The 22,454-nt window shown below is 45.7% G+C and carries 14 protein-coding genes, 5 tRNA genes and 2 pseudogenes; 2 read left to right on the top strand and 19 right to left on the bottom strand.

Annotated features, from left to right (window positions below; translation table 11 throughout):
- Window positions 1-126: 126 nt before the first annotated feature.
- From ACFPVS_RS05870 to ACFPVS_RS05860, 3 genes and pseudogenes are all read right to left on the bottom strand, one after another.
- Window positions 127-507, bottom strand: a pseudogene (locus ACFPVS_RS05870) (universal stress protein); the annotation flags it as partial.
- Window positions 508-747: 240 nt separating this feature from the next.
- Window positions 748-1,191, bottom strand: a pseudogene (locus tag ACFPVS_RS05865) (universal stress protein).
- A gap of 411 nt (window positions 1,192-1,602) precedes the next feature.
- Window positions 1,603-2,394, bottom strand: a complete 792-nt coding sequence (locus ACFPVS_RS05860) for an inositol monophosphatase family protein (protein WP_123804014.1) — start codon at window positions 2,392-2,394, stop codon at window positions 1,603-1,605.
- A gap of 145 nt (window positions 2,395-2,539) precedes the next feature.
- On the opposite strand from ACFPVS_RS05860, the gene ACFPVS_RS05855 reads away from it, so the two are divergent.
- Window positions 2,540-3,265 carry a 16S rRNA (uracil(1498)-N(3))-methyltransferase gene (locus ACFPVS_RS05855; RefSeq protein WP_096294583.1) on the top strand — a complete coding sequence of 242 codons (726 nt, stop codon included), beginning with the start codon at window positions 2,540-2,542 and terminating at the stop codon, window positions 3,263-3,265.
- Window positions 3,266-3,540: 275 nt separating this feature from the next.
- Here the strand turns inward: ACFPVS_RS05855 and glyS are convergent, their stop codons facing one another.
- The 4 genes from glyS to glyQ all read right to left on the bottom strand — a co-directional run bounded on the left by glyS (window position 3,541) and on the right by glyQ (window position 11,974).
- Window positions 3,541-5,604 carry a glycine--tRNA ligase subunit beta gene (gene glyS / locus ACFPVS_RS05850; RefSeq protein WP_378595498.1) on the bottom strand — a complete coding sequence of 688 codons (2,064 nt, stop codon included), beginning with the start codon at window positions 5,602-5,604 and terminating at the stop codon, window positions 3,541-3,543.
- Between the two features lie 239 nt (window positions 5,605-5,843).
- Window positions 5,844-8,999, bottom strand: a complete 3,156-nt coding sequence (locus ACFPVS_RS05845; RefSeq protein WP_096294584.1) for a glycosyltransferase family 2 protein — start codon at window positions 8,997-8,999, stop codon at window positions 5,844-5,846.
- Between the two features lie 61 nt (window positions 9,000-9,060).
- On the bottom strand, window positions 9,061-10,911 hold the full coding sequence (gene msbA / locus ACFPVS_RS05840) for a lipid A export permease/ATP-binding protein MsbA (protein ID WP_096294585.1): 1,851 nt from the start codon (window positions 10,909-10,911) through the stop codon (window positions 9,061-9,063).
- 157 nt (window positions 10,912-11,068) lie between these two features.
- Window positions 11,069-11,974, bottom strand: a complete 906-nt coding sequence (glyQ, locus tag ACFPVS_RS05835) for a glycine--tRNA ligase subunit alpha (protein ID WP_096294586.1) — start codon at window positions 11,972-11,974, stop codon at window positions 11,069-11,071.
- 230 nt (window positions 11,975-12,204) lie between these two features.
- Here glyQ and ACFPVS_RS05830 point away from each other — a divergent pair, with 230 nt between their 5' ends.
- Complete coding sequence (locus ACFPVS_RS05830; RefSeq protein ID WP_096294587.1) at window positions 12,205-12,732, top strand: OmpA family protein; 528 nt, start codon at window positions 12,205-12,207, stop codon at window positions 12,730-12,732.
- A 204-nt stretch (window positions 12,733-12,936) separates the two neighbouring features.
- On the opposite strand, the gene ACFPVS_RS05825 is transcribed toward ACFPVS_RS05830, so the two are convergent.
- The 12 genes from ACFPVS_RS05825 to ACFPVS_RS05770 all read right to left on the bottom strand — a co-directional run bounded on the left by ACFPVS_RS05825 (window position 12,937) and on the right by ACFPVS_RS05770 (window position 22,148).
- A tRNA-Val gene (locus tag ACFPVS_RS05825) sits at window positions 12,937-13,012 on the bottom strand.
- 39 nt (window positions 13,013-13,051) lie between these two features.
- Window positions 13,052-13,128: transfer RNA gene (locus tag ACFPVS_RS05820), tRNA-Asp, on the bottom strand.
- Between the two features lie 34 nt (window positions 13,129-13,162).
- Window positions 13,163-13,238 (bottom strand) — tRNA-Val (locus ACFPVS_RS05815).
- Window positions 13,239-13,277: 39 nt separating this feature from the next.
- Window positions 13,278-13,354, bottom strand: a tRNA-Asp gene (locus ACFPVS_RS05810).
- Between the two features lie 34 nt (window positions 13,355-13,388).
- Window positions 13,389-13,464 (bottom strand) — tRNA-Val (locus ACFPVS_RS05805).
- Window positions 13,465-13,535: 71 nt separating this feature from the next.
- Window positions 13,536-15,518 (bottom strand): monovalent cation:proton antiporter family protein, encoded by a 1,983-nt coding sequence (locus ACFPVS_RS05800; RefSeq protein WP_096294588.1) that lies wholly within the window; start codon window positions 15,516-15,518, stop codon window positions 13,536-13,538.
- Window positions 15,519-15,813: 295 nt separating this feature from the next.
- A complete protein-coding gene (gene fabG / locus ACFPVS_RS05795; protein ID WP_096294589.1) occupies window positions 15,814-16,560 on the bottom strand; it encodes a 3-oxoacyl-ACP reductase FabG in 747 nt (248 codons plus the stop codon).
- Between the two features lie 116 nt (window positions 16,561-16,676).
- A complete protein-coding gene (locus ACFPVS_RS05790) occupies window positions 16,677-17,708 on the bottom strand; it encodes a WaaS/CpsH family glycosyltransferase (protein WP_123804010.1) in 1,032 nt (343 codons plus the stop codon).
- The gene (locus ACFPVS_RS05785) at window positions 17,705-18,715 is read right to left on the bottom strand and encodes a WaaS/CpsH family glycosyltransferase (RefSeq protein WP_465263257.1); all 1,011 of its coding nucleotides are present in this window, start codon (window positions 18,713-18,715) and stop codon (window positions 17,705-17,707) included. The genes ACFPVS_RS05790 and ACFPVS_RS05785 overlap by 4 nt, the downstream gene beginning before the upstream one ends.
- Window positions 18,716-18,803: 88 nt before the next feature.
- Complete coding sequence (gene fabD / locus ACFPVS_RS05780; RefSeq protein ID WP_096294590.1) at window positions 18,804-19,730, bottom strand: ACP S-malonyltransferase; 927 nt, start codon at window positions 19,728-19,730, stop codon at window positions 18,804-18,806.
- Between the two features lie 24 nt (window positions 19,731-19,754).
- Complete coding sequence (locus ACFPVS_RS05775; RefSeq protein WP_096294591.1) at window positions 19,755-21,002, bottom strand: DUF1294 domain-containing protein; 1,248 nt, start codon at window positions 21,000-21,002, stop codon at window positions 19,755-19,757.
- Window positions 21,003-21,185: 183 nt separating this feature from the next.
- Window positions 21,186-22,148: a beta-ketoacyl-ACP synthase III gene (locus tag ACFPVS_RS05770; protein ID WP_096294592.1), complete on the bottom strand. Its 963-nt coding sequence runs from the start codon at window positions 22,146-22,148 to the stop codon at window positions 21,186-21,188.
- Window positions 22,149-22,454 lie beyond the last annotated feature (306 nt).

The following is a 22,454-nucleotide window of genomic DNA, read 5'->3' as shown; positions in this document are numbered from 1 at the left end:
TCGTAAATTGCTAAATATCAGGAAGTTATTAATGCGGGTTTTTCAGGCATAAGAAAAGGCCGTCTGAAATACATTAACCTAAGGGCTGCTTCGGTAAATGGTTCAGACGGCCTGATGTGTTATTAATTAATTGCGTACCACCAGCACATCAGCTTCAGCGTGTTCAATAATGTAGCTGGCGCACGAGCCAATCATCAAACGCTCGAATACGTTCAAGCCGGTGGCGCCGGTAACAATTAAATCCACTTTTTCACGCGATGGAATATCAATGGCAAGCAAGGCTTTTGGGTTGCCTTGCTCAACGATGCAAATCACATCGGTACAGCCCGATTCGACACAGCGTTTGGCGCAGCCGTTGATCAATTCTTGTGCCTGATCCTGAATTTGGATTTGTGTGCCGTCATGAAATGACGCTGCACGATATGATTTGATTTCTTCGACAATATGCACAATCGTCAGGCGCGTGCCGTTTTGTTGGGCGATGGCAGTCGCTTTTTTCAAGGCTGCTTCTGCTTGCGGGGGCCATCGATACCGGCCAAAATGTTTTTATATTCGTTCATACGTTATCTTTGGTAAATATATAAAAAGATAAAATGTCATAAAGATGTTTTTCTTGGGTTTGTTTTTTATCATAATTCAGATTCAGACGGCCTTTCATTAATTTAAGTCTAAATTTTGACCGATTCTGCGGCAAAATTGATTTTGAGAGACAGGCCGTTTGAAACGGCTTTAAGTGATGGAAATCGATTATGCGCCACTGCGCACTACTAATACATCAGTTTGGGCATGTTGGACAATATATTCAGATGATGAGCCAACCAGCATACGTTCCAAAGCATTCAAACCGGTTGCGCCCAAAACAATCAGGTTGATGTTTTCACGTTGCGGAATGTCTTCCGACAAAAGCTGTTTCGGATTGCCGGATTGCAAAATTAAATCCACTTCGCCGACACCTTGCTGATGTGCGTGTTCGGCATAATCGTTTAACATGGTTTGTGCTTCGGTTTCGAGCTGTTCTATAGATGTTTTGCGTCAGCAGCGTGGTATGTGCATCAGCGATTGATCGAGAATGTGCGCAATCACCAAGCGCGATTGGTTGCGCAGGGCAATGGCCACGGCCTTGTGGAAAGCTCTTTCTGCTTGAGGTGACCCATCGACGGCGACAAGAACGTTGCGGTATTCGAGTAACATGATACAGTCTCCTTTTTTGTTGTCAGACAGCGGGTAATTGTTATCATCTGTTTCATTTTCAGTATAGCGCCGAGCAGTAATAAGAAATAAGAGCGTAGTGTATTTACACTTATTTTCATGTTTATATTGATTTCAATTACTTATCATTTGAAGTCGGTAAATTTTTAAGAAGCGGCACGTCAGCATAGAGAAATAACAGACAAAAAAAACCATTCATACCAAGGGAGAAGTATGAATGGCCAATACATTGCGGGAAAACGTCTTACTTGCTGCACTGCCCAAAAGGGATAAAAGAGCAGTGTCTGTCAGCAGAATCGATTCTACTATTCTTAGTATTAAATGCTGTTAAGAAGTGAAATAATTTTAGTAAATTGTCAGCTTTAAGCGAATATTAAAATCAGATAAAAGGCTTTATTGATTCTGGCGTATCCAAGCAAGCCATTTGTTGAACAAATTGGGCTCAAGTGCGGCGATAACCGAGCGGTTGAAGACATGTTCGCCACTCCAAAACGCATCGCCTTCCAAAGTATCCAAACAGCCGCCCGCTTCTTCAAAAATCAGCGCGCCGGCGGCATAATCCCACAATTTCTGCCCGCCGTGTACATATACATCGTAGCGGCCGCAAGCCAGATAGCACCAATCCATTGTGCTGCACCCCATGCTGCGGCTGGCGCCAACCGGCGAGAGCGTACTCATGCGGCTGGTGAGTTTGCCTGAACGCAGGTATTTGATTTCTACACCGGCAATGGATTCTTTTAAGCTTTTTTCCACCAGGCGCAAGGGAAGGCGTGTGCCGTTTAAAAATGAGCCATTGCCGCGTTCGGCATAAAAGCATTCGCCGCTGACAGGATTGTAAATCACGCCCAATTGCGTGCGACCGTTTTGAATGTAGGCCACGGAAATGGCAAAATGCGGCAGCCCGTTGACGAAATTATTGGTGCCGTCGATGGGGTCAACCACCCACAAGCCGCTTTCCGAGTGTGCGTTCCACAAACGGATTTGTTCTTGCAGGGTCATTTCTTCCCCCATCATCGGCCTGTCGATGATCAACGGCAAACCTGAGGCCAGCGCAGTTTGCGCCGCCAAGTCGGCTTCGCTGAGCATGGAGCCGTCGGTTTTGCGGCTGGCTGGTGTGTTGAGAAAACGCGGCATCACTTCTGTTTGGGCGACGTGACGAACCAGTTTTTGCAATCGGTGTAACAATTTTTGTCCTTAAACATGCAGAGGTCGCTTAAAATAGCGTTACCGCGTTGGCCGAATGGCTCGTGCCGGTATCGCCTTTGCCCGAATACGGCTTGGCCGCTTCGGTTTGTCTGATACATTATATACGCTAATAATTCTGAAAACTATGCCCCGTTTTTATCTTACCGATTCGCTTGAGTCAGGCCAAACCCTTGACTTACCTGATAATATTGTGCGCCATTTGAATGTATTGCGCTTGAAACATGAAGAAGAGATTGTTTTATTCAACGGCAACGGCCATGTTTATCCTGCGCGGTTGCTCGGTTTGGAAAAGCGCCGCGCCCGCGCGGAAGTATTGCGCGAAGAGCCTGCTGACAACGAATCCCCGCTGAACATCACCTTAATCCAATCCGTTTCCAGTGGCGAGCGTATGGATTTTACCCTGCAAAAAAGCGTGGAACTGGGTGTGAGCGAGATTCAGCCCGTAATCAGCGAGCGCACCACCGTGCGCCTGCAGGGCGGGCGTGCCGACAAGAAAGTCGAGCGTTGGCAGGAAATTGTGATTTCCGCCTGCGAACAAAGCGGCCGCAATATTGTGCCGAATGTGTTGCCGCTGATGTCTTATCGTCAGGCTTTACAGAAAATGCCGTCTGAAAAAACCAAATTATTATTGAGCTTAAACCGTGCGCAAAAGCTGAACCAAATCCAACCGTCTTCAGACGGCCTGATTTTTATGGTCGGCCCCGAAGGCGGCTGGACGGAGCAAGAAGAGCAGCAAGCCTTTGCCGCCGGTTTTCAATCCGTCACTCTAGGCCCGCGCGTATTGCGTACCGAAACCGCTTCTCTGGCCGCTATTGCTGCTATGCAGACGCTATGGGGCGATTTTGTGTAGGCTGGGATCTTTGCAAAACTTCTTGGCTACCAATAAAAGTCAAAACCGCCGTCATTCCCGCGTAGGCGGGAATCCATTTTTGAGCAAAGCAACCTATTGAATAAAAAAGTTTCTTAAATACTAAGATAGATTCCCGCCTACGCGGGAATGACGGCGGTTATGTATATGTCTGGTATTCGGATGAGTTTTGCAAAGGTCTCAGGCGAGAAATATAATAGAAAAGGCCGTCTGAAACTTATGTTTTCAGACGGCCTTTTATTTAACAATTCCAAACTTTATTCGCTCAACAAAGCAATATCGGCCACGGCATTCATTTGCCCGGCCAATTGGTTCAGCAGATTCAAGCGGTTTTGCTTGATGGCGGCATCGTCGGCCATGACCATCACGCCGTCGAAGAAGGCATCGACTTGTGGTTTGATGGCGGCCAATTCGGTTAAGGCCGTCTGAAAATCACCTTGGGCAACAGCGGCGGCAATTTTAGGCTGTAAACCGCGTGAGGCGGCAAACAAGGCTTTTTCTTCGTCTTGCTGCAACAGGCTTTCGTTGACGGCGCCCAATTCGGCATCGGCTTTTTTCAGCAGATTTTGCACACGTTTGTTGGCAGCGGCCAGCGCAGCGGCTTCCGGCAATGCTTTAAACGCGGCCACGGCTTGAAGTTTGGCTTCCACATCGTTCAGGCGGCTTGGATTTTTCGCCAATACGGCGGCCACGATGTCTTGCGGATAATCATTTTGCAGCAACACCGCCAAGCGCGCCTGCATGAATCCGGCCACTTCAGACGGCGTGTTGGCATTGAGCAAACCTTGCGGGAATGCGGCAAAGGCCGTCTGAACCAGCTCGTTAACGTCCAAATCGTTTTGCATCACCATACGCAAAATACCCAAAGCCGAGCGGCGCAGGGCGTAAGGGTCTTTGTCGCCGGTCGGAATCAGGCCGATGCCCCAAATGCCGACCAGCGTTTCCAGTTTGTCTGCCAGTGCCGCGGCGGTGGCAATCTTGCCTTCAGGCAGTTTGTCGCCGGCAAAACGCGGCCAGTAATGCTGCTCGATGGCGTTGGCGGTTTCTTCGCTTTCGCTGTCCAAGCGGGCATAGTATTTGCCCATCGTGCCTTGCAATTCAGGGAATTCGCCCACCATTTCGGTGACCAAGTCGGCTTTCGACAAACGGGTTGCGCGCTCGGCAGCGGCGGCATCCGCGCCCAAACTGTCGGCGATGTGACGGCTGATGGCAGCCAAACGCTCAATGCGCTCGGCTTGGTTGCCCAGTTTGTTGTGGTAAACCACTTGCGAGAGCTTAGGCAGGCGGCTTTCCAGCGTGGCTTTTTGGTCTTGCTGATAGAAGAACTCGGCATCGGCCAAGCGCGCACGCAACACGCGTTCGTTACCGGAAATAATGTGCGAAGGATCAGCGGCTTCAAGGTTGGACACCAGCAAGAAGCGGCTCATCAGCTTGCCCGAAGTGTCTAACAGGGGGAAGTATTTTTGGTTTTGCTGCATGGTGAGAATCAAACATTCTTGCGGCACGGACAAGAAATGTTCTTCAAAACCGGCTTCCAATACCACCGGCCATTCCACCAATGCGGTGACTTCATCCAATAAGCTGTCGTCGGCCGCTACGGTGGCGTTCAGACGGCCTGCCTGTTGGTTTAAGGCCGTCTGAATTGCATCCTTACGCTCGGCAAACGAAGCAATCACTTTGCCTTCGGTACGCAGTTGTTCGGCATAGCTGTCGGCCTGTTGAATGGTGATCACGCCGTCTGAAAGGAAGCGGTGGCCCAAAGTGGTGTTGCCGCTTTGTAAGCCCAAAACGCTCGCGTTCACCACATCGGCACCGTGCAGCACGATCAGGCTGTGCACCGGACGCACAAAGGTAAAGGTGCTGCTGCCCCAACGCATCACTTTCGGAATCGGCAGTTTTTTCACAGCCTGATTGATGATGTCGTCGAGCAGGGCAGACAAAGGCTGGCCGGTTTGGGTAAATTCATAGGCAAACACGTCTTGCTTGCCGTCGTGAATCACTTTCAAATCTTCAATCTTCGCCCCCGCACCGCGCGCAAAACCTTCCAAAGCCTTGGTCGGCGCGCCATCTTTCATGCCGTTGGCTACGGCAGGGCCTTTTTTCACAATCTGCTGATCAGCCTGAACAGGCTTCACGTTTTTCACCTGCACAGCCAAACGGCGCGGCGAAGCATAAGCGGTTACGGCGGTTTCACCGTCAATCAGTTGCGCTTTTTCCAAGCCTTCGGCAATGGAAGCGGCAAAATGGTTGCTCAGATTATTCAGGGCTTTGGGGGGCAGCTCTTCGGTTAAGAGTTCGATTAAGAGGGTTTGGGTCATTATTTGCTTTCAATCAATAATTGAACGACTGCTCTTCAAACAGGCCGTCTGAAAATAGGTTTTACCCAGCAAAAATATGGGTTTGATTATACAGAAAGTTAAAAAGGAAATTAAGCCGAAAAGCCGCCCTTTTAAGTTGGGCAGCTTTTACAGCAGAAAGCTTTTCAATAAGTGAGGATAGGTTTTACTTAGCCAATAATATCTGTCTTTGTCTGAAGTATATCTCCGTACTTAGCCATTTTTTACTCGTTTGGCTTAATCTCAAGAGCATTAATTTTCTGATTTAGGAGATTTTGGCTTTTATCAATCATCTCACGATAAATGGTATTTTGTTTACCCCATAAAGTCGAAAATAGCTCTTCTTTATGTCCTACCAGGAATGGCGAAGTAATAACACCTTTCATCCCTCCATGTTGCTCTATATAGCGGTCTATGGTGTTATGAAACACACGATCGTGTTCATCCCATGTATGGATTTTTGAATAAGCAGATTGATTGTAAATATTAAAAACCATACTGACTAATCGATCAATACTGTAAAAATTTTCTTTATTCCCTTTTATGTTTGATTGAGAAATTTTCGTTTCTTCGGATAAATCAGCTATCAATCCTGAATAAATATCCCAAGGTATAGGTGTATTTTCTAAAGTGCTTTTTATTTCTTCATAGCGTTGCTCAAATTCTGGATTAAACAACACATCATCTTCGCAGATGGTAACATTAGGAAGTTTAAAATCTTCTGCAACACGCATCATGAATTTATAACTTAATCCGCAGCCTATCCATCCTATGTTGTGGCGTAATCCCGGGAAAACATAGATACCGTAGTGATTGTCGTGGTCAAAATCCCGTCTTCTTGCAACAGATTCAGGAAGGCTAAGACACCAAAAATTACCTTTTGGTTTAACATATTTACTGCTTAAACGGTAAAAGGTTTCGAAATCAATCAAATCTTGAGAGAGTAAGAAACGATAGAGATAAAATTGGAATTTATCTGGTTGTTGCTGGAAATGATAGATATCTTGCAAACGTTTTTCAAAATCTTTTGGTGAATTTAGCCAAAAACTTATTTGTTGAACCATTGAGTCAATATCATCAATTTCTATGAAGTCAACAATACCGTTTAATTCGGTATGATCATTTTGGTCGCTGCCTTTTTCAGAAACAACCAATTTATTTAATGATAGGCATTCATAAATTCTAGTGGTTTCTAAAAGAGCATTTTCATAATAATGAATGTTTACAACAATTCTTGCTTTTTTCAATAAAGCATGTAACTCATCTCCAAATACTTCGGAAATGACTTTGACCTTAAATTTTTCTTCTAATTTTTTAAGGAATAATTGCCTGCGTTCACAATTTGGATCTCCATAGAAAGCAACATCATATTCAAAATCTACATCTTTCGGTTTTGCTTGAGATGGTAAGATTCCTATAGGCATATAGTGAAGTTGTTTAAATGACAGTTGATGCTCCTGAAGGAAAGCAATATTCGTCAGTGAATAGTCAAAAATATGGGCAGCGTTGTGTAAACGATTAAAATAATTTTCGCTAAACCATCTGCTAGAGACAGATTGTTCCATCTGGAAGGCTAAATAATGAGATGGCATAGAATCAAACATTTGTGGGCAAATGACGATATGCCATTTGTCTGAATAACCGCTGTTTGGCATCTCAAAAATAATTGACGAACTAATGCCTACTTTTTCGAGCGCGTGGCTAAATAATTTTGCAATATAGTGAGTGTGCTTGGTAGTTAAAATAACAAAGCCGCCTTCTTTTGCAGTTTCAATAGATAGTTCTTCAACCATCTGTAAATCTAAATTCTGCTGTCGAAGCAAAGCCTTAACTCCCCGGATGCCGGAAGTTTTATAAGTACGACGACAAGTTTGGTAGGCTTTTCCGATACTACCTTTTTCGTTAATTAAAGTACGGAATAACTTCCGGTAACGATTAGCCGAGCTGATTGCTTGTTCAATTTTAATTAAAGGTTTGATTAAGCGTATGACCCATAGTTTCTTGTATTTTGCAAGGCGATAATGGCTTTCTTGCAAATGTTCTTCTAAATATCCTTGATGTGAATGAAGAGTAAGCGCATTTTGAGCATGTGCATCACGGTCTTCAGTTAGCTTATTGATTTCTAAATTTAAATCTTGTATATATTGCTCTTGACTCTGAATATGTTGTCTCGTCAATTTCAGTTGTTGTTGAACAGCCTGAAGTTCCTGTTCTGTATCTTGTATTTTTGTTTGATGTTGGACAAGATAATCGATTTGCTTTTGCAAACTATCAGCTTGCTCAGAGTATTTTTCTGTTTGTTGTAAAATTTTAGACAGAGTAGTCTGAAGTTCCTGATTTTGTTGTTCGAAAGACATTATTTGTTCTCGCAATGAATAATTAATTTTATCTGATTCTTCTTGTTGCTGTTCCAGACAGTCAATTTTTACTTTAAGTACTTGAGTGTTTTTTGCGAAACTATTAGCAATAGTATCTAAGCTACGGAGTACACTTAGGTTATTTAAATTTGTGTACTTATGCTCAATACAAAAAGAATTTAATTTTCCATTTGAAAGTTTAATTTCTTTTGTATAGAAGGGAGGAACCCCGTAAGAATAGGCAATTTCTCTACATTTTTTTATATCAAGCTGGTAGTTGTTGGAAACTATTTCGTTTTTAATTTCAAAAATGTGAAAAGATTCTCCCTCTGCTAGCGAACGGCTATTTAATGAGATGGCGTTAGTCAGTATTTTAGTAATTGCTTGTGCTTTTGATCGAATTGGGAAATGTGCTAACGCAATACCCTCTAGTATTATTTGGTCAAGGGGATTTCCTGTTACTCTATCTATTAAATGATGATTACCGGTAACTGTCTGAGCATGCTCCAACATCTCTCTTGAGTATATGGCTTTTTGATGCGCTATTGGTGGATCTGTACATTCTGAAAATTCACAAAAATGATTGATATAATCGTTTGATACGCCAATTTCTATTGGTAAGAAATTTATCCAGTGTAAGGCGGCTACGCCATGTTTTTTTATTTTTAATAGATAGTCAAGGAAGAAATCTTTGACTTGTTCTTGTCCATATGTATTAGAGCAAGGATGTAGACAGATAAACTCGTCTGCATCTAACAACATAAAAATATCGGCATCAGATTGGCTTTTTGCTAGCGACAGTAATTTTTCAGAAATTTGTTGTTGCTGATGGCCAAGAGCGGTATCTTCAAATAAATGAATAGGCAATCCTTCTTCTTGAAGTTTGTGTAAAATCAGCAACGTATTATCATCACTACCGTTATCTAATACAAAGATTTCATCTGCAAATTGCAAGTTGTGCCGAATGAATGACTCAATAATATCTGATTCATTTTTTACCATGGATACAATCGAAAATTTCATTTTTTCCCCTCTAATTTAGGATATTTTTTATCTTTGAAGTAAAATTAAGAAGACTGAGATATTATTCACTTGCTATCGGTATGTGATGTAATGCAGCATAATAGCCCTGCTTTGCCAAAAGCTCTATATGGCTGCCTTCTTCAATAATTTTTCCTCCATCCATTACGATAATACGGTCAACCTTCTCAATTGTACTTAAACGATGGGCAACAATAATACTTGTACGTCCATGCATCAGATTTTCTAAGGCTTGTTGAACTAAGCGTTCGGATTCGTTATCCAGTGCGCTGGTGGCTTCGTCCAGCAGCAGAATCGGAGCATCTTTGAGAATAGCGCGTGCGATGGAAACGCGTTGGCGTTGTCCGCCGGAGAGTTGGCTGCCGTTGGCACCAATCGGCTGGTGTAAACCATACGGAGAATTCTCTACCAGATCTCTCAGATTGGCAGCTTCGAGTGCAGCCATTACTTCGGCTTCCGAGGCTTCTGGGCGGCTGTAACGGACGTTTTCCAATAATGTATCGTCAAATAGAAAAACGTCTTGCGACACGAGTGCGAATTGACTGCGTAAATTGATCAATTGCACATCGGCAATATTAGTACCGTCGAGATAGATTGCACCTGAGCTTGGCTCTATAAAGCGTGGAAGCAGGTTTACAGCAGTCGTTTTACCGCTGCCGGAGCGACCAACTAAGGCAATACGTTCGCCCGGTAGTATATCAAGATTGAAGTTGTCGAGCGCTTTGCAACTTTCTTCATTGTAGCGTACATCAACATGATCAAATTTCAGACGGCCTTTTACCTTGGATAGGATTTTTGTGCCAGTGTCATTCTCAGGTAAATTATCCAAAAACTTACAGACATCATCCGAAGCCAGAAACATGGTTTGCATGGGGATGCTGATGTTGGCCAAATTTTTAATCGGTGAGAGCATTTGCAGCATGGCGACGATAAAGGCCATGAATTCGCCAATGGTGGTGTAGCCCTGTTGGCTTTGCCATAAGGCGATGAAAATGACTACGGCTAAGGCGAATGAAGCGATGAGTTCGCTAAAGGGTGAACGTGCGGCAGAAGCTTGGGTAATTTTTTTACCTAAGCGCACGATGGTGTGGTTGACATCGGCAAAGCGGCTGGCAGCTTGTTTTTGCCCGCCGAATAGTTTTACCACGCGGTGGCCTTGGTGTACTTCGTTAACCACGTTATTCAGCGTGCCGATACTGAGTTGCGCGCTGGAGATGATGCCTTTGAGGCGGTTGCGGTAATAGCGTGACAGTAATGACAACAGCGGGAACATCAGCAATACTACCAAGCTTAACTGCCAGTTGAGATACAGCAATACGCATACCAAACCAATGACGATCAAGGTATCGCGGGTAAGGGTGATGAACACGTTGCTGGCGTTGCTGATGGATTGTTCGGCCATCTGAACCATGCTCATCAAGACAGTGCCGGATGGGTTTTTTTGATGGTAATCTGAAGAAAGGGTGAGCATGTGTTGGAACATATCGCGGCGGATATGGCTGACGGCCATTACCGACACCCAAGTCATTAGGTAGGTACTGGCGAAGCGGCAGATGCCGCGAATCAATACAATCACAATTAAAAACAGCGGAACCGTCCAAACTTTGTTTTCGGTGCCCCAAATCATGTGATTAAACTGGTCCTTCCAGTTTTGCACGGTAGCCATAATGCCACTGGCGGTATTTAATTCCGGCGGTGCGCTGGGCGCGGCAAAGCCTTGATTAACCAATGGTGCGATAAAGGCGGCCAGATAGCTTTCGGTAGCGGCCACGCCGACAATGGCCAGCAATGCCCAAATAATACGCGCTTTGTAGGACTTCACATAGGTGAGCAGACGCATGAAATTGTGCGTGTCGGCTTTAGTGAAGAGTCCGAAGGTGAGTTTTTCTATCATAAGGCACTTTTAGTGGGTAAAGCTTGGCTGCGTGATTGTTTCAGGCGGCTTGCTTTAGTCTAGCTGGTTTGGCTTGATTTGGTATGCTCGGCAAATAAACATACCGGATTTAAATTTCAGACGGCCTTTGTGATTGAGTCAAGGCCGTCTGAAACTGTTATGCTGCTTTGTTTTTAATCAATGGAAAGCCTAGTTGTTCACGGCTTTCCACGAATTTTTGTGCCACAATGCGGCTTAAGGTGCGGATGCGGCCGATATAGGTGGCGCGCTCGGTAACGGAAATGGCTCCGCGTGCATCAAGCAGGTTAAAGGTGTGGCCGGCTTTCAACACCAATTCGTAAGCCGGCAGGGCAAGGCTGGTGTCGTCGATGTCGAGCAGGCGTTTGGCTTGGGCTTCGTAGCCGTTAAACTGGCGCAGCAGCCATTCGGCATCGCTGTATTCGAAGTTGTAAGTGGATTGTTCCACTTCGTTTTGGTGATACACATCGCCATAAGTGACGGCTTGGCCATCAGGAGTGTGTGACCAAACCAAGTCATACACGTTTTCCACGCCTTGCAGATACATGGCCAAACGCTCAATACCGTAGGTGATTTCGCCCAATACCGGTGAGCAGTCAATGCCGCCGACCTGTTGGAAATAGGTAAATTGGGTGACTTCCATGCCGTTGAGCCATACTTCCCAGCCCAGGCCCCATGCGCCGAGGGTAGGGTTTTCCCAGTCGTCTTCGACAAAACGGATGTCGTGCACTTTGGGGTCGATGCCCAATTCGCGCAGCGAATCCAGATATAAATCCTGAATATCGGCCGGCGCAGGCTTCAAGGCCACCTGAAATTGGTAATAGTGTTGCAGGCGGTTGGGATTGTTGCCGTAGCGGCCGTCTTTCGGGCGGCGGCTCGGTTGCACATAAGCGGCATACCAAGGCTCGGGGCCGAGTGCGCGCAGACAAGTGGCAGGATGGCTGGTGCCTGCGCCGACTTCCATGTCGAAAGGTTGGATTAAGGTGCAGCCTTTATCAGCCCAGAATGTTTGCAATTTGAAGATGATTTGTTGGAAAGTCAGCATGGCTTTTGTTATCAGATAATCGAAAGGCCTTATTTTACTGTTTTGATGAGGTTTTGAATAGTTTTGTCCGTCGTTATCTGCGGATTTTTCAGACGTCCTTGCATAATGATTGCGATTGTCGGCGACGGCAGTATTTAAGATAAGGGAAGTTGCGCTACAAATACGGCTTTTTAGGTATAATGGCGGCTAAATGGCTTTTTAATGGTTTAACTTAAAAGAGGAAACGGAATATGTCGGATAATGACGATCACAAAGAACAACGCTTGGGTTTATGGATTGCCGGCGGCGCCGCAGCGTTGGCAACGGTAATAACCCTGTTTCTTTCTGTTTGGGGTTGGGAAACCGGTAAAATCGAAGGCTCACCGAATTATGGTCAAACTGAAATGGTCGCACATGATCATGCTGCCGCTGCACATAATCTTGCCGATGATGAGGCGGCGGTATTTGTGGAAAACGGTATTGTAAAATTCTACTTTGCGACCGGTAAATCTGATTTGGCTGCCGGTGCGGAAGAGGCATTGAAAGATATATTGGCCGGTGTGAAAGGTGGTCAAAAAGCAGTCGTATCCGGTTTTCATGATTCGACCGGTAATCAAGCGTTTAACGAGAAATTGTCTAAAGATCGTGCTTTGGCGGTAAAAAATGCTTTGATGGGCTTTGGTGTGCCGGAAGAGCAAATTGAATTGCGCAAACCGGCAGACACCGAAGGCAGCGGCAGCAATGCAGAAGCGCGCCGTGTGGAAGTGGTGTTGGAATAAAATCGGTGGTTTGAAGGCAAATTTTAATGCCGTCTGAAAAAGTTTCAGACGGCATTTTTGATGAGTGGAATGTTTGGGATTATCCGGTAGGTTTCTTTAACAAAGCAAAGATAATGTCTTTATTTGTTCGGTGAATGGCTGATAAAGGCCGTCTGAAACGATAAGGATAAAAAAGCCCTATGCATTGCATAAGGCTTTTTGATTTGGTGGGTGATGACGGAGTCGAACCGCCGACATTCTGCTTGTAAGGCAGACGCTCTACCAACTGAGCTAATCACCCAGAAAAATAATATTGATGACTTCAATATTTGCAAAGGTTTGGCGCGGCGGACGGGGCTCGAACCCGCGACCCCCGGCGTGACAGGCCGGTACTCTAACCAACTGAGCTACCACCGCGCAAGCAATTGTGTTGCCACAACTGCCAGAAACTTGGTGGGTGATGACGGAGTCGAACCGCCGACATTCTGCTTGTAAGGCAGACGCTCTACCAACTGAGCTAATCACCCAGAAAAATAATATTGATGACTTCAATATTTGCAAAGGTTTGGCGCGGCGGACGGGGCTCGAACCCGCGACCCCCGGCGTGACAGGCCGGTACTCTAACCAACTGAGCTACCACCGCGCAAGCAATTGTGTTGCCACAACTGCCAGAAACTTGGTGGGTGATGACGGAGTCGAACCGCCGACATTCTGCTTGTAAGGCAGACGCTCTACCAACTGAGCTAATCACCCATTGACGCAAAACTGCGAAGCCGCTATTAAATCAAAAAACGATATCTTGCGCAAGTTTTATTTTTATATAATTAAGATTCACCCTGTAAGCTCCAGTTTTCAAAAGAAATAATTTTGTCTTGTGGACCCGCAACGACTAAGATGTCACCGGGAGATAAAGTGAAATCCGAGTCAAAATCTTCAATGCGGCTGGCACTACGGCGTACAAATAATAGTTTGATGCCTAAATCGGCCAAAGGCAAATCACGCACAGGATGGTCAATGGCGTAGGCTTCACCGGTTAGCGCAAAGGCATGGCGACAGATGTGTTTGTGTTCTTCGGAAAAAATGGTTTCGTCATCACTGCCGACGAATAAGTCTTCTAAGAAGCTATAGCCGCTGCGGCGGATATTCATGATGGTTTGATGTACATGGTTGTAGGGCGAACCATTGGCCAACATGGCATAGCTGGCCAGAGCCAGGCTGGTTTCCTTGGTATCGGAAACGGCTTCTTCCACTCCCATTTCAGTCAGGCTTTTGACGTAATCGTCGTCAATTGCGCGCGCGTAAATCGGCATGGTCGGGTGCAGGGAAATAATATTGTTCACCACATGCTTAGCTTCAGCCATATTGTTGAGCGTCAGCACCACCATTTTGGCACGCCCCAAGCCGGCTGCTTCCAATACTTCGCGGCGTTTGGCATCGCCAAATGCTACCGGTTCGCCTGCGCTGCGGGCAACCTGAATGCGCTCGACATCCAAATCCAGAGCGAAATAGGGGATGTTTTCCTGCGACAAAATACGGCCGACGGTTTGACCGCCGCGACCAAAGCCGATAATCAAAACGTGATCGGATTTGCTCATGGTTTCAACCAGCATATTGTGCAAATCCAGCGCTTTCATGTCCCAATTAGACTTGATAAAGCGGTTGATGAGCTTATCGCTGCTACCCAACAGGAACGGTGCGATTATCATCGACAACAATACGGCAGCGGTAGCCGCTTGCTCTAATTCGGGTGAAACCATATTGATTTTGCTGGAAATTGCCAGCATGACAAAGCCGAACTCACCGCCTTGCGCCAAATACAATGCGGCCTTCATGCTGTCGCCGACAGGATGTTTCATGCGGAAGGTAATCAAGAATACTATCAATGCTTTCAGCCCCACCAACATCGCCAGCAACACCAAAATCATCTGCCAATTATTAATTAGCGCTTGAATATCCAGCTTCATGCCGACGGTGATAAAGAAAAAGCCGAGCAAAATGTCGCGGAATGGGCGAATGTCGTCTTCTACTTGGAAGCGGTATTCGGTTTCCGACAGCAGCATACCGGCAACAAACGCGCCTAAAGCCAGTGACAAGCCTTCCAGTTCGGTCAGATAGGCCACACCCAGCGTCACCAGTAAAACATTTATCATGAACAATTCAGACGATTTGCGCTTGGCCACCATGCGGAACCAAGGTGACATCAGCTTATTGCCGACAAAGAACAATACACCGAGCGTCACCACCATTTTCAGTGCCGCCCAGCCCAGTTCTGCCCACAAATTACCTTCGCTGCCGGTCGCCAGCGCCGGAATCAGAATCATCAGCGGCACCACCGCAATATCCTGCATCAGCAAAACACCCATCGACATTTGGCCGTGCGGGTGACCCAATTCGGTTTTCTCCGACAAAATGCGGCTCACAATCGCGGTAGAGGACATCGCTAACGCGCCACTGACGGCAAACGCCCAATTAAACGGTGTGCCCATCAGCATCAAAATGCCCATAATCGCCAACATACTGATGACCACCTGTAAGCCACCCAGGCCGAACACCAATTTTCTCATCGCTTTGAGTTTCGGCAGCGAAAACTCCAAGCCAATGCTGAACATTAAAAACACAATACCGATTTCGCCCAAGTAATCCGTGGCATGACTTTTGGGAATCAGGCTGAACATGCCCGGGCCGGCGATGAAGCCGACCAGCAGATAACCGAGCATGGAAGGGATATTGAACTTACGGCAATAGATAACGGTGATGACCGAAACCAGCAGAACGATGACGACATGTGCAAGGGAAAACTCATGCATAAAAGGCGGCCCAGTTATGAATAGACAGAAGAATAAGCAAGGTCGTCTGAAAAAATCTTAGCGAAACAGGGCGGGGATTTATGCAAACGGCGGAAGATAGTCGTTTATTATAGAAATAATACAGCGCTGCCAGCTCCCTTATGTACCACCTGTACACGGCGGCCGCTGTCGCCTTGTCTTATTTCTATTTTAAACAACTATAAATTATAGCAAAAAATAAGGGAGATTCAGGGTTTTATCGACAAAAGGCCGTCTGAAAACGATTTTTCAGACGGCCTTTCCATTCGCATAAATCTTAAGGCATCAACATGCCGCCGTTGACGTGCAGCGTTTGGCCGGTAATGTATTTGGCTTGGTCGGAAGCCAAGAACAAAACCGCATCGGCAATGTCTTGCGCTTCGCCGAATTTGCCTAAAGACGTTTGTGTTTCAAACATTTTGCGGGTTTCTTCCGGCAGAGCGCGGGTCATATCGGTATTGATAAAGCCCGGTGCTACGCAGTTGACGGTAATCCCGCGGCTGCCTACTTCGCGCGCCATCGATTTGGAAAAACCGATTAAGCCCGCCTTGGCCGCAGCATAGTTGGTTTGACCGGCATTGCCCATCACACCGACAACGGAAGTGATGTTGATGATGCGGCCGCTGCGCTGTTTCATCATGCCGCGCAACACCGCTTTGGAAGCGCGGAACACCGATTTCAGGTTGACCTGCATAATCTCATCCCATTCCTCTTCCTTCATTCGCATTAATAAGTTATCGCGCGTAATGCCGGCATTGTTGACCAAGATGTCCAGTTTGCCGAATCCTTTTTTAATCTCGGCAATCAATGTTTCGATGCTTTCAGGTTCGGCAGAATTCAACGCGCGGCCTTGACCGCCCCATTGCGCCAAACGCTCGCCGATTGCTGCTGCTCCGCTGTCGCTGGTGGCGGTGCCAATCACGGTGGCGCCCGCAGTAGCTAATGTATCGGCAATCGCCGCGCCGATACCGCGCGATGCGCCGGTAACTAAGGCGATTTTGCCACTTAAATCTTGATTACTCATCCAGAATCCTTTCGTTGCGTAAAATGAAGTTTCAGACGGCCTTTATAGCATAAATAGGCTTTTTAATCTAATTTTGTAAGGTTGTATGCTGTCTAAAAGGATAAAGCATTTATTTTTTATTTTGGTAGGTCAATCGGCTGATGTGGATGAATATCTAAAATATAGCGTATCCAGTTGCCGAAGCTGTATTTCTCATAAATTTCAGACTGCATTTCATGATAAGGCTTATCCATGAATGTTTTTAATCCCTCTAAATCGTTGCCGCGCCACACGAAGATGTTATCAGGATGATAAAAATCGTATCGGGTAATGTCGGTATTGGTGGTAATCAGTTTCTTGCGGTAGCCTAAAGCTTCGAATGGTCGGAAGGACAGGCCGTTGTGGGCAGGGGTTTTAAAGTCGACAAGAACTTTAGCTTGTCTTTGAGCGGCTTGAAGATTGTCTGCAAAACTTCTGACTCCTTGAAAGGTTTGAATGTTATCAGGGTATTGCTTAGACAAAATGTCAGAGGAAATATCCAAACTGCCGATATGGAAATCTAAGCTTAAGCCTAATTTTTCAGCGGCCTTTGCGAAGGTACTGATTTCTTCAACACGGTTAGGATAGTGTAAACCGACAAAATATAAATCATGCTTGAGGTCAGCAGAGATTGTCGGAATATGGTCAAAATAGAAATTTGTTGCCGGTAATAGATTGGGTTGATGACTTAAATCTGTGGGGTCAAAAACGTAAAATTTATCAAATAATCTGATATATTGGTGGATTTTTGAGAAGCGGCTCAATCCGTCCCATTGGTAATTAACCATCTTATGACGAACGTGATGTTTGATGGTTTGCAGAAAATCTTGTGTGTAAATATCACCCCGAATAAATAAGGCATAATCTACATGGCCATATTGAGCGATTTGTTTTTCGACATGGTCGAGCAGTATTTTAGACTTTAATTTGTCTTTAGCGTATTTGTCGCTCAGAATGACTTGTTGAAATTTTATTTTCAGGCGGTGAAAAGCAGATGGATAATGGAAATCCTGCCCGGGCTGAATGGCGCTGATTACCTCAAAACCATGATGCTTTAATGCGATTTCTATGGTTTGATAAATCAGATTATCGGTTGGCATTCCGAGTAAAATAGTTGGCTTCTGGGTCATGATTCCATAATTCCCAGTATGCGGTAAAGCCAGTTTTTCAATGCATATTGCTGCTTGATTTCAGAAGGAATAGGGCGGTAAGGACGGACTAAAAAGTCATTTAAATCATTTAAATGATTGCTGTCCCAAACAAAAATATTGTCTTCGTGGTAGAAATCGGCATTTAAGATGGTTTGATTGGTGGTAATTAATTTTTTATCTAAACGCAGTGCATCAAAAACCCGAAATGATAAACCGTAATAATCAAACTGGGCAAAGTCGACAATGGCTTTACAGCAAGCTGCATTATGCATATTTTGTTCAAACGTGAGAACAGTATCACGATTAAGATAAGTGATGCCGTCTGAACCAAAAGCAGTTCTGGCCCGATCATCTTTACAATAGATATGGAAATCTAAAGGAAAGTGATGACGGCGTGCTTCTTCGATGAACAGTTTGGTACGCTCTTCCCGACGTGACTCATAGCCACCCAAAAAATATAATCGGTCATTCAGTGGACATGTTTCAACCGGCATATCAAAGAAGAAATTGGTTGTCGGTTTAAAGCCGTATTGCGGATAACGGACGGAGTCGTTGGGGTCGAAAACCCAGCAGTGATCGAAATAATCCAAATATTCAAAAATATCCGGAAAACGATCGATACCATCCCATTGATAATTGATACAGATGTTACTGTGTTGCCGGATGGTGTGGATAATTTCTTTAGGATAAATATTGGCACGAATGCACAAGGCGTAATCAGCTTTTTTTCCCTTTAGTGCAGATAATTTTTTTTGAATGTCATCAGAGTAGCGAAGGTATTTCATTCGTTTTTTGTAGTTAAGATCTTTTTTGATGACTTTTTGATAAGTACCGTAAATTCGGCTGGTCAGATTAGGATAATAAGAATCTCTATCATCATAACAAAGATTAATCACATCGAAGCCGTGGAAACGCAGATTTTTTTCCAAATACTGATCAAATCCGTAGATATGTGGAATGGCTAAGATAATGGTTTTATTGTTCATCTTTTTGTCATAATGTTGAAAGTTTATAGACATTTCAGACGGCCTTGCTTTCTGGCCGTCTGAACATATACCATGAGATGAAATCAAATCAATGCGCTTCAACAAAAGCCTTCACGCTGTCGCTGGAAACCAATGCGCTGCATACGGCTTCTTTGTTGATGCGTTTGGCCAAGCCTGCCAATACTTTGCCCGGGCCGCATTCGGCGGATTCGGTAATGCCTTCGCTGACTAAGGCGTTGACGGTTTCCGTCCAGCGTACAGGGCTGTAGAGTTGGCGAACCAAGGCATCTTTAATGGCTTCAGGACTGTCGTAAGCAGCCACGTCGGCGTTGTGAATCACGCGGATTTGCGGTTGTTTGATGTCGACTGTTTTTAAGGCTTCGGCCAGTTTCCCGGCGGCAGGTTTCATCAGGCTGCAATGCGAAGGTACGGATACAGGCAGCGGCAGGGCGCGTTTGGCACCGGCTTCTTTGGCGGCAGTCATGGCGCGTTCTATGGCAGCGGCATTGCCGGCAATGACTACTTGGCCGGGCGAATTGAAGTTGGCTGCTTCGACTACTTCACCTTGTTCGGCAGCCGTGCAGATGGCTTTGACTTGTTCGTCTTCTAAACCTAAAATCGCTGCCATGGCGCCCACGCCTTGGGGTACGGCCGATTGCATTAATTCTGCACGCAGGCGAACCAGTTTCACGGCATCGGCAAAGTCTAATGCACCCGCGGCAACCAATGCGGTGTATTCGCCCAAGCTGTGGCCGGCAACCACGGCCGGTGTTTTACCTCCGGCTTCTAAATAGGCGCGGTAGGTAGCCATGCCCGCAGACAGCATAATGGGTTGCGTGTTAACAGTTTGGCCGATCAGCTCGGCATCTTCACCGTTAATCATCGCCCACAAGTCTTGACCCAATGCGGCAGAAGCTTCATCGAAAGTGGCTTTCACGACGGCTTGTTCGCTAAACCCGTTCATCATTCCTAAACTTTGCGAGCCTTGACCGGGAAAGAAAAATACAAAAGACATGATATTCCTTTAATTTCTTAATCTTTAATTTCTTAATAATGAGAGAAGTGGATTATCTGCGTAATGTATCAGTAGGGCATAGGTTATGGCAATATTTATCGCCACCGTCAGCCAAAAAAGGCGGATAAAACTGATTTTGCTGGTTTTGTGGTTGTAAACCGCCCGCGAAACCAAAGCGCCCGGCCAGCCGCCAAGAGTATCAAGAATATGCAGGTTTTTTTCCGGAATTCTGCCTTGGTATTCGTAACTTTTCTTTTTCGGATTCCGGGCGATCTGTTTGTCAAACTTATACATCAGGTAAGACACGACGCTGACGGCAAAATACAGTCCGGCCAATATCTTAGAAACGGAGGCCACGCACACGGTAAATACAGTGGCAATCAGGATGTTGATTAAAAATCTCGGCATATTGGCGGTGGAAAGTCTTGGGCGGTTGTAGTCTGAAGGAAAGTCATCATGCAGAGAAACTTCATCTCCGCGCAAAACCACTTTTGCCGCTTTCTGGCGTTCTTCTTTAACCGTCGGCTTGCAATAAAAGCTGACACTTTGGCCGATTTTCGGGCGTGCGGTGGCGTAGTGGAAGCTACTGATGTGGAAGAACACCGTTTGGGCATCGCTGCCATAGCGGATAAAGCCGTAGCCTTTAACATCGTCCCATGAAGTAACTTCACCGCTTAATACTTGATTCACTGGTAATTCGGTCAAGGTTTCGGGTTCGGGCGCTTTATAAAGTTTGTAAATGCTTTCAATAATGCGCGGTTGCTCGGTGGGTAAAGTGGCTGTATCTGTTGCAGTTTCGATTGAGGCTGTTTGAAACAGCGGTTCTGCCTCCGGTGGCGGTAAAAAAGTGGCATCAGTCATCATCCATTGGCCATTTTCGTGTTGGAATAAGTTTCCTTTAAATCGGTCGCCGATTTCAGGAACGCGGCTTTGGTCGGCTAAAAATTGACCTAAGATGAAAATAGGTGTCGGATTGCCTACTTCCTTACCAAAGCCGCCATTTTGCATAAAATCCCAGTCGACAATGGTAATGGTGGTTTTTTGTGCGGCTGGTGCTACGCGTTCGGCGAGAGTGATGTTTTGGGCGGATGGTTTGTGTTGGCTATGATCCAGATTGAAGCATACGCGGTCGCCTGTTTGTGGCGCGAGATAGTCTGCGGCTAATGACAGGCCGTCTGCAAAGATGCGTTGTCCGGTTTCGGCCATAATGGTGCCGCGTTGCATGTCGTTGAACCAATGAAGAATTGTCCCGTAATATTTTTCTTGAGTCATTTTTTATTATCTAAAATCAGTAAAATTGGTTATTGGATGTAAAGAGTAATAAGCGGTTAATTATACTGATTTATTATAATGATGTGTATTCTGATTGCATAAAAATACCGCTTATTCTAATTTGCTTGCACTGCGGTGCAAATTAGAATAAGCGGTATTTTTATTCGGGATAACGAGCGAATATCAGTATTTCACCAATACTGCGCCCCATGCGAAACCGCCGCCGATGCCTTCGAGCAGCAGGTTTTGGCCTCGTTGGATTTGTCCGTTGCGAATACCGTGGTCTAAAGCCAGCGGAATCGAGGCGGCGGAAGTGTTACCGTGATCTTGTACGGTGAGAATGACTTTATCAGTACTCAGCCCCAAGTGTTTGGCGGTAGCGTCGATGATGCGTTTATTGGCCTGATGCGGTACCAACCAGTCTATTTGGTCTTGCTCGTAACCGGCTTCGGTGATGACATCATCGGCTACTTGCGACAGCATCTTCACAGCAAATTTGAATACGCCCGGGCCATCCATTTTCAGATAGGGGGTGCCGCATATTTGACCATCAGCGATTTGCACCGGCACTTTGAGTAAATCTAAATAGTTGCCATCGGCTTTCAATTTGCTGTGGATAATGCCCGGTTTATCTGAGGCTCCCAATACCACCGCGCCGGCGCCGTCGCCGAATAATACGCAGGTGGTACGGTCATTCCAATCAAGAATGCGACTGAAGATTTCGGCGCCAATCACCAATACGTTTTTGGCCATGCCGCTTTTAATATAGGCGTTGGCCGTGGTTAAAGCATACATGAATCCCGCACACACGGCCTGTACGTCAAAAGCAGGGCAGCTATTGGTGATGCCGAGTTTTTGCTGCACGATGGTGGCGGTCGACGGGAACTGCATGTCGGGTGTGGTGGTGGCCACAACGATTAAATCAATATCGTCGGCATTAAGCTTAGCTGATTCCAGTGCGCGTTGTGCGGCTTGGACGGCCAAATCACTGGTTTTTTCGTTGTCGGCTGCAATATGGCGAAATTTGATACCGGTGCGCGTGGTAATCCATTCGTCGGAAGTATCTACTTTTTTTGCCAAGTCATCGTTGCTGACGCGGTTGGCGGGAAGATAGCTGCCGGTGCCTAAAATTTTGGCATATTGCATAATGAAAAGCCCTTTGAAATGATTGGAACAGATTGCCGTATTGTAAGCGAAAAATCAGGATTTTTGTAACAAAAAACCGTTGTTTTAATTTAATAAGGATTAGGTAAATTCTTTTTAGTAAGATGACTAACCCATTTAAAGGCTAGAACCCGCAGGCTGAGTTTATGAAGACCAGACAGGCCAAACGCAAAAACCCGTTTATCGCCGAGAAACCCGGCCACGAAAAAAAACCGGGCGGAACTGATTGAAGAGTGGCGTTACATGAGGGCGGGGAACGGCTACCTAAAGCACATGAAAGCCCTCAAC

It is taken from the genome of Neisseria weixii, assembly GCF_042658245.1.
Taxonomy (GTDB): Bacteria; Pseudomonadota; Gammaproteobacteria; order Burkholderiales; family Neisseriaceae; genus Neisseria; species Neisseria weixii.
The sequence above is the reverse complement of the archived record's forward strand: the minus strand, read 5'-3'. Positions and strand labels throughout refer to the sequence as shown.

What these genes read in the sequence shown, in the direction of transcription:
- glyQ (WP_096294586.1), bottom strand. Translation starts at nt 11,974, where the DNA reads ATGCTGACTTTCCAACAAATCATCTTCAAATTGCAAACATTCTGGGCT.
- ACFPVS_RS05855 (WP_096294583.1), top strand. Translation starts at nt 2,540, where the DNA reads ATGCCCCGTTTTTATCTTACCGATTCGCTTGAGTCAGGCCAAACCCTT.
- ACFPVS_RS05790 (WP_123804010.1), bottom strand. Translation starts at nt 17,708, where the DNA reads ATGACCCAGAAGCCAACTATTTTACTCGGAATGCCAACCGATAATCTG.
- fabG (WP_096294589.1), bottom strand. Translation starts at nt 16,560, where the DNA reads ATGAGTAATCAAGATTTAAGTGGCAAAATCGCCTTAGTTACCGGCGCA.
- ACFPVS_RS05785 (WP_465263257.1), bottom strand. Translation starts at nt 18,715, where the DNA reads ATGAACAATAAAACCATTATCTTAGCCATTCCACATATCTACGGATTT.
- ACFPVS_RS05775 (WP_096294591.1), bottom strand. Translation starts at nt 21,002, where the DNA reads ATGACTCAAGAAAAATATTACGGGACAATTCTTCATTGGTTCAACGAC.
- msbA (WP_096294585.1), bottom strand. Translation starts at nt 10,911, where the DNA reads ATGATAGAAAAACTCACCTTCGGACTCTTCACTAAAGCCGACACGCAC.
- ACFPVS_RS05800 (WP_096294588.1), bottom strand. Translation starts at nt 15,518, where the DNA reads ATGCATGAGTTTTCCCTTGCACATGTCGTCATCGTTCTGCTGGTTTCG.
- ACFPVS_RS05830 (WP_096294587.1), top strand. Translation starts at nt 12,205, where the DNA reads ATGTCGGATAATGACGATCACAAAGAACAACGCTTGGGTTTATGGATT.
- fabD (WP_096294590.1), bottom strand. Translation starts at nt 19,730, where the DNA reads ATGTCTTTTGTATTTTTCTTTCCCGGTCAAGGCTCGCAAAGTTTAGGA.
- ACFPVS_RS05845 (WP_096294584.1), bottom strand. Translation starts at nt 8,999, where the DNA reads ATGAAATTTTCGATTGTATCCATGGTAAAAAATGAATCAGATATTATT.
- ACFPVS_RS05770 (WP_096294592.1), bottom strand. Translation starts at nt 22,148, where the DNA reads ATGCAATATGCCAAAATTTTAGGCACCGGCAGCTATCTTCCCGCCAAC.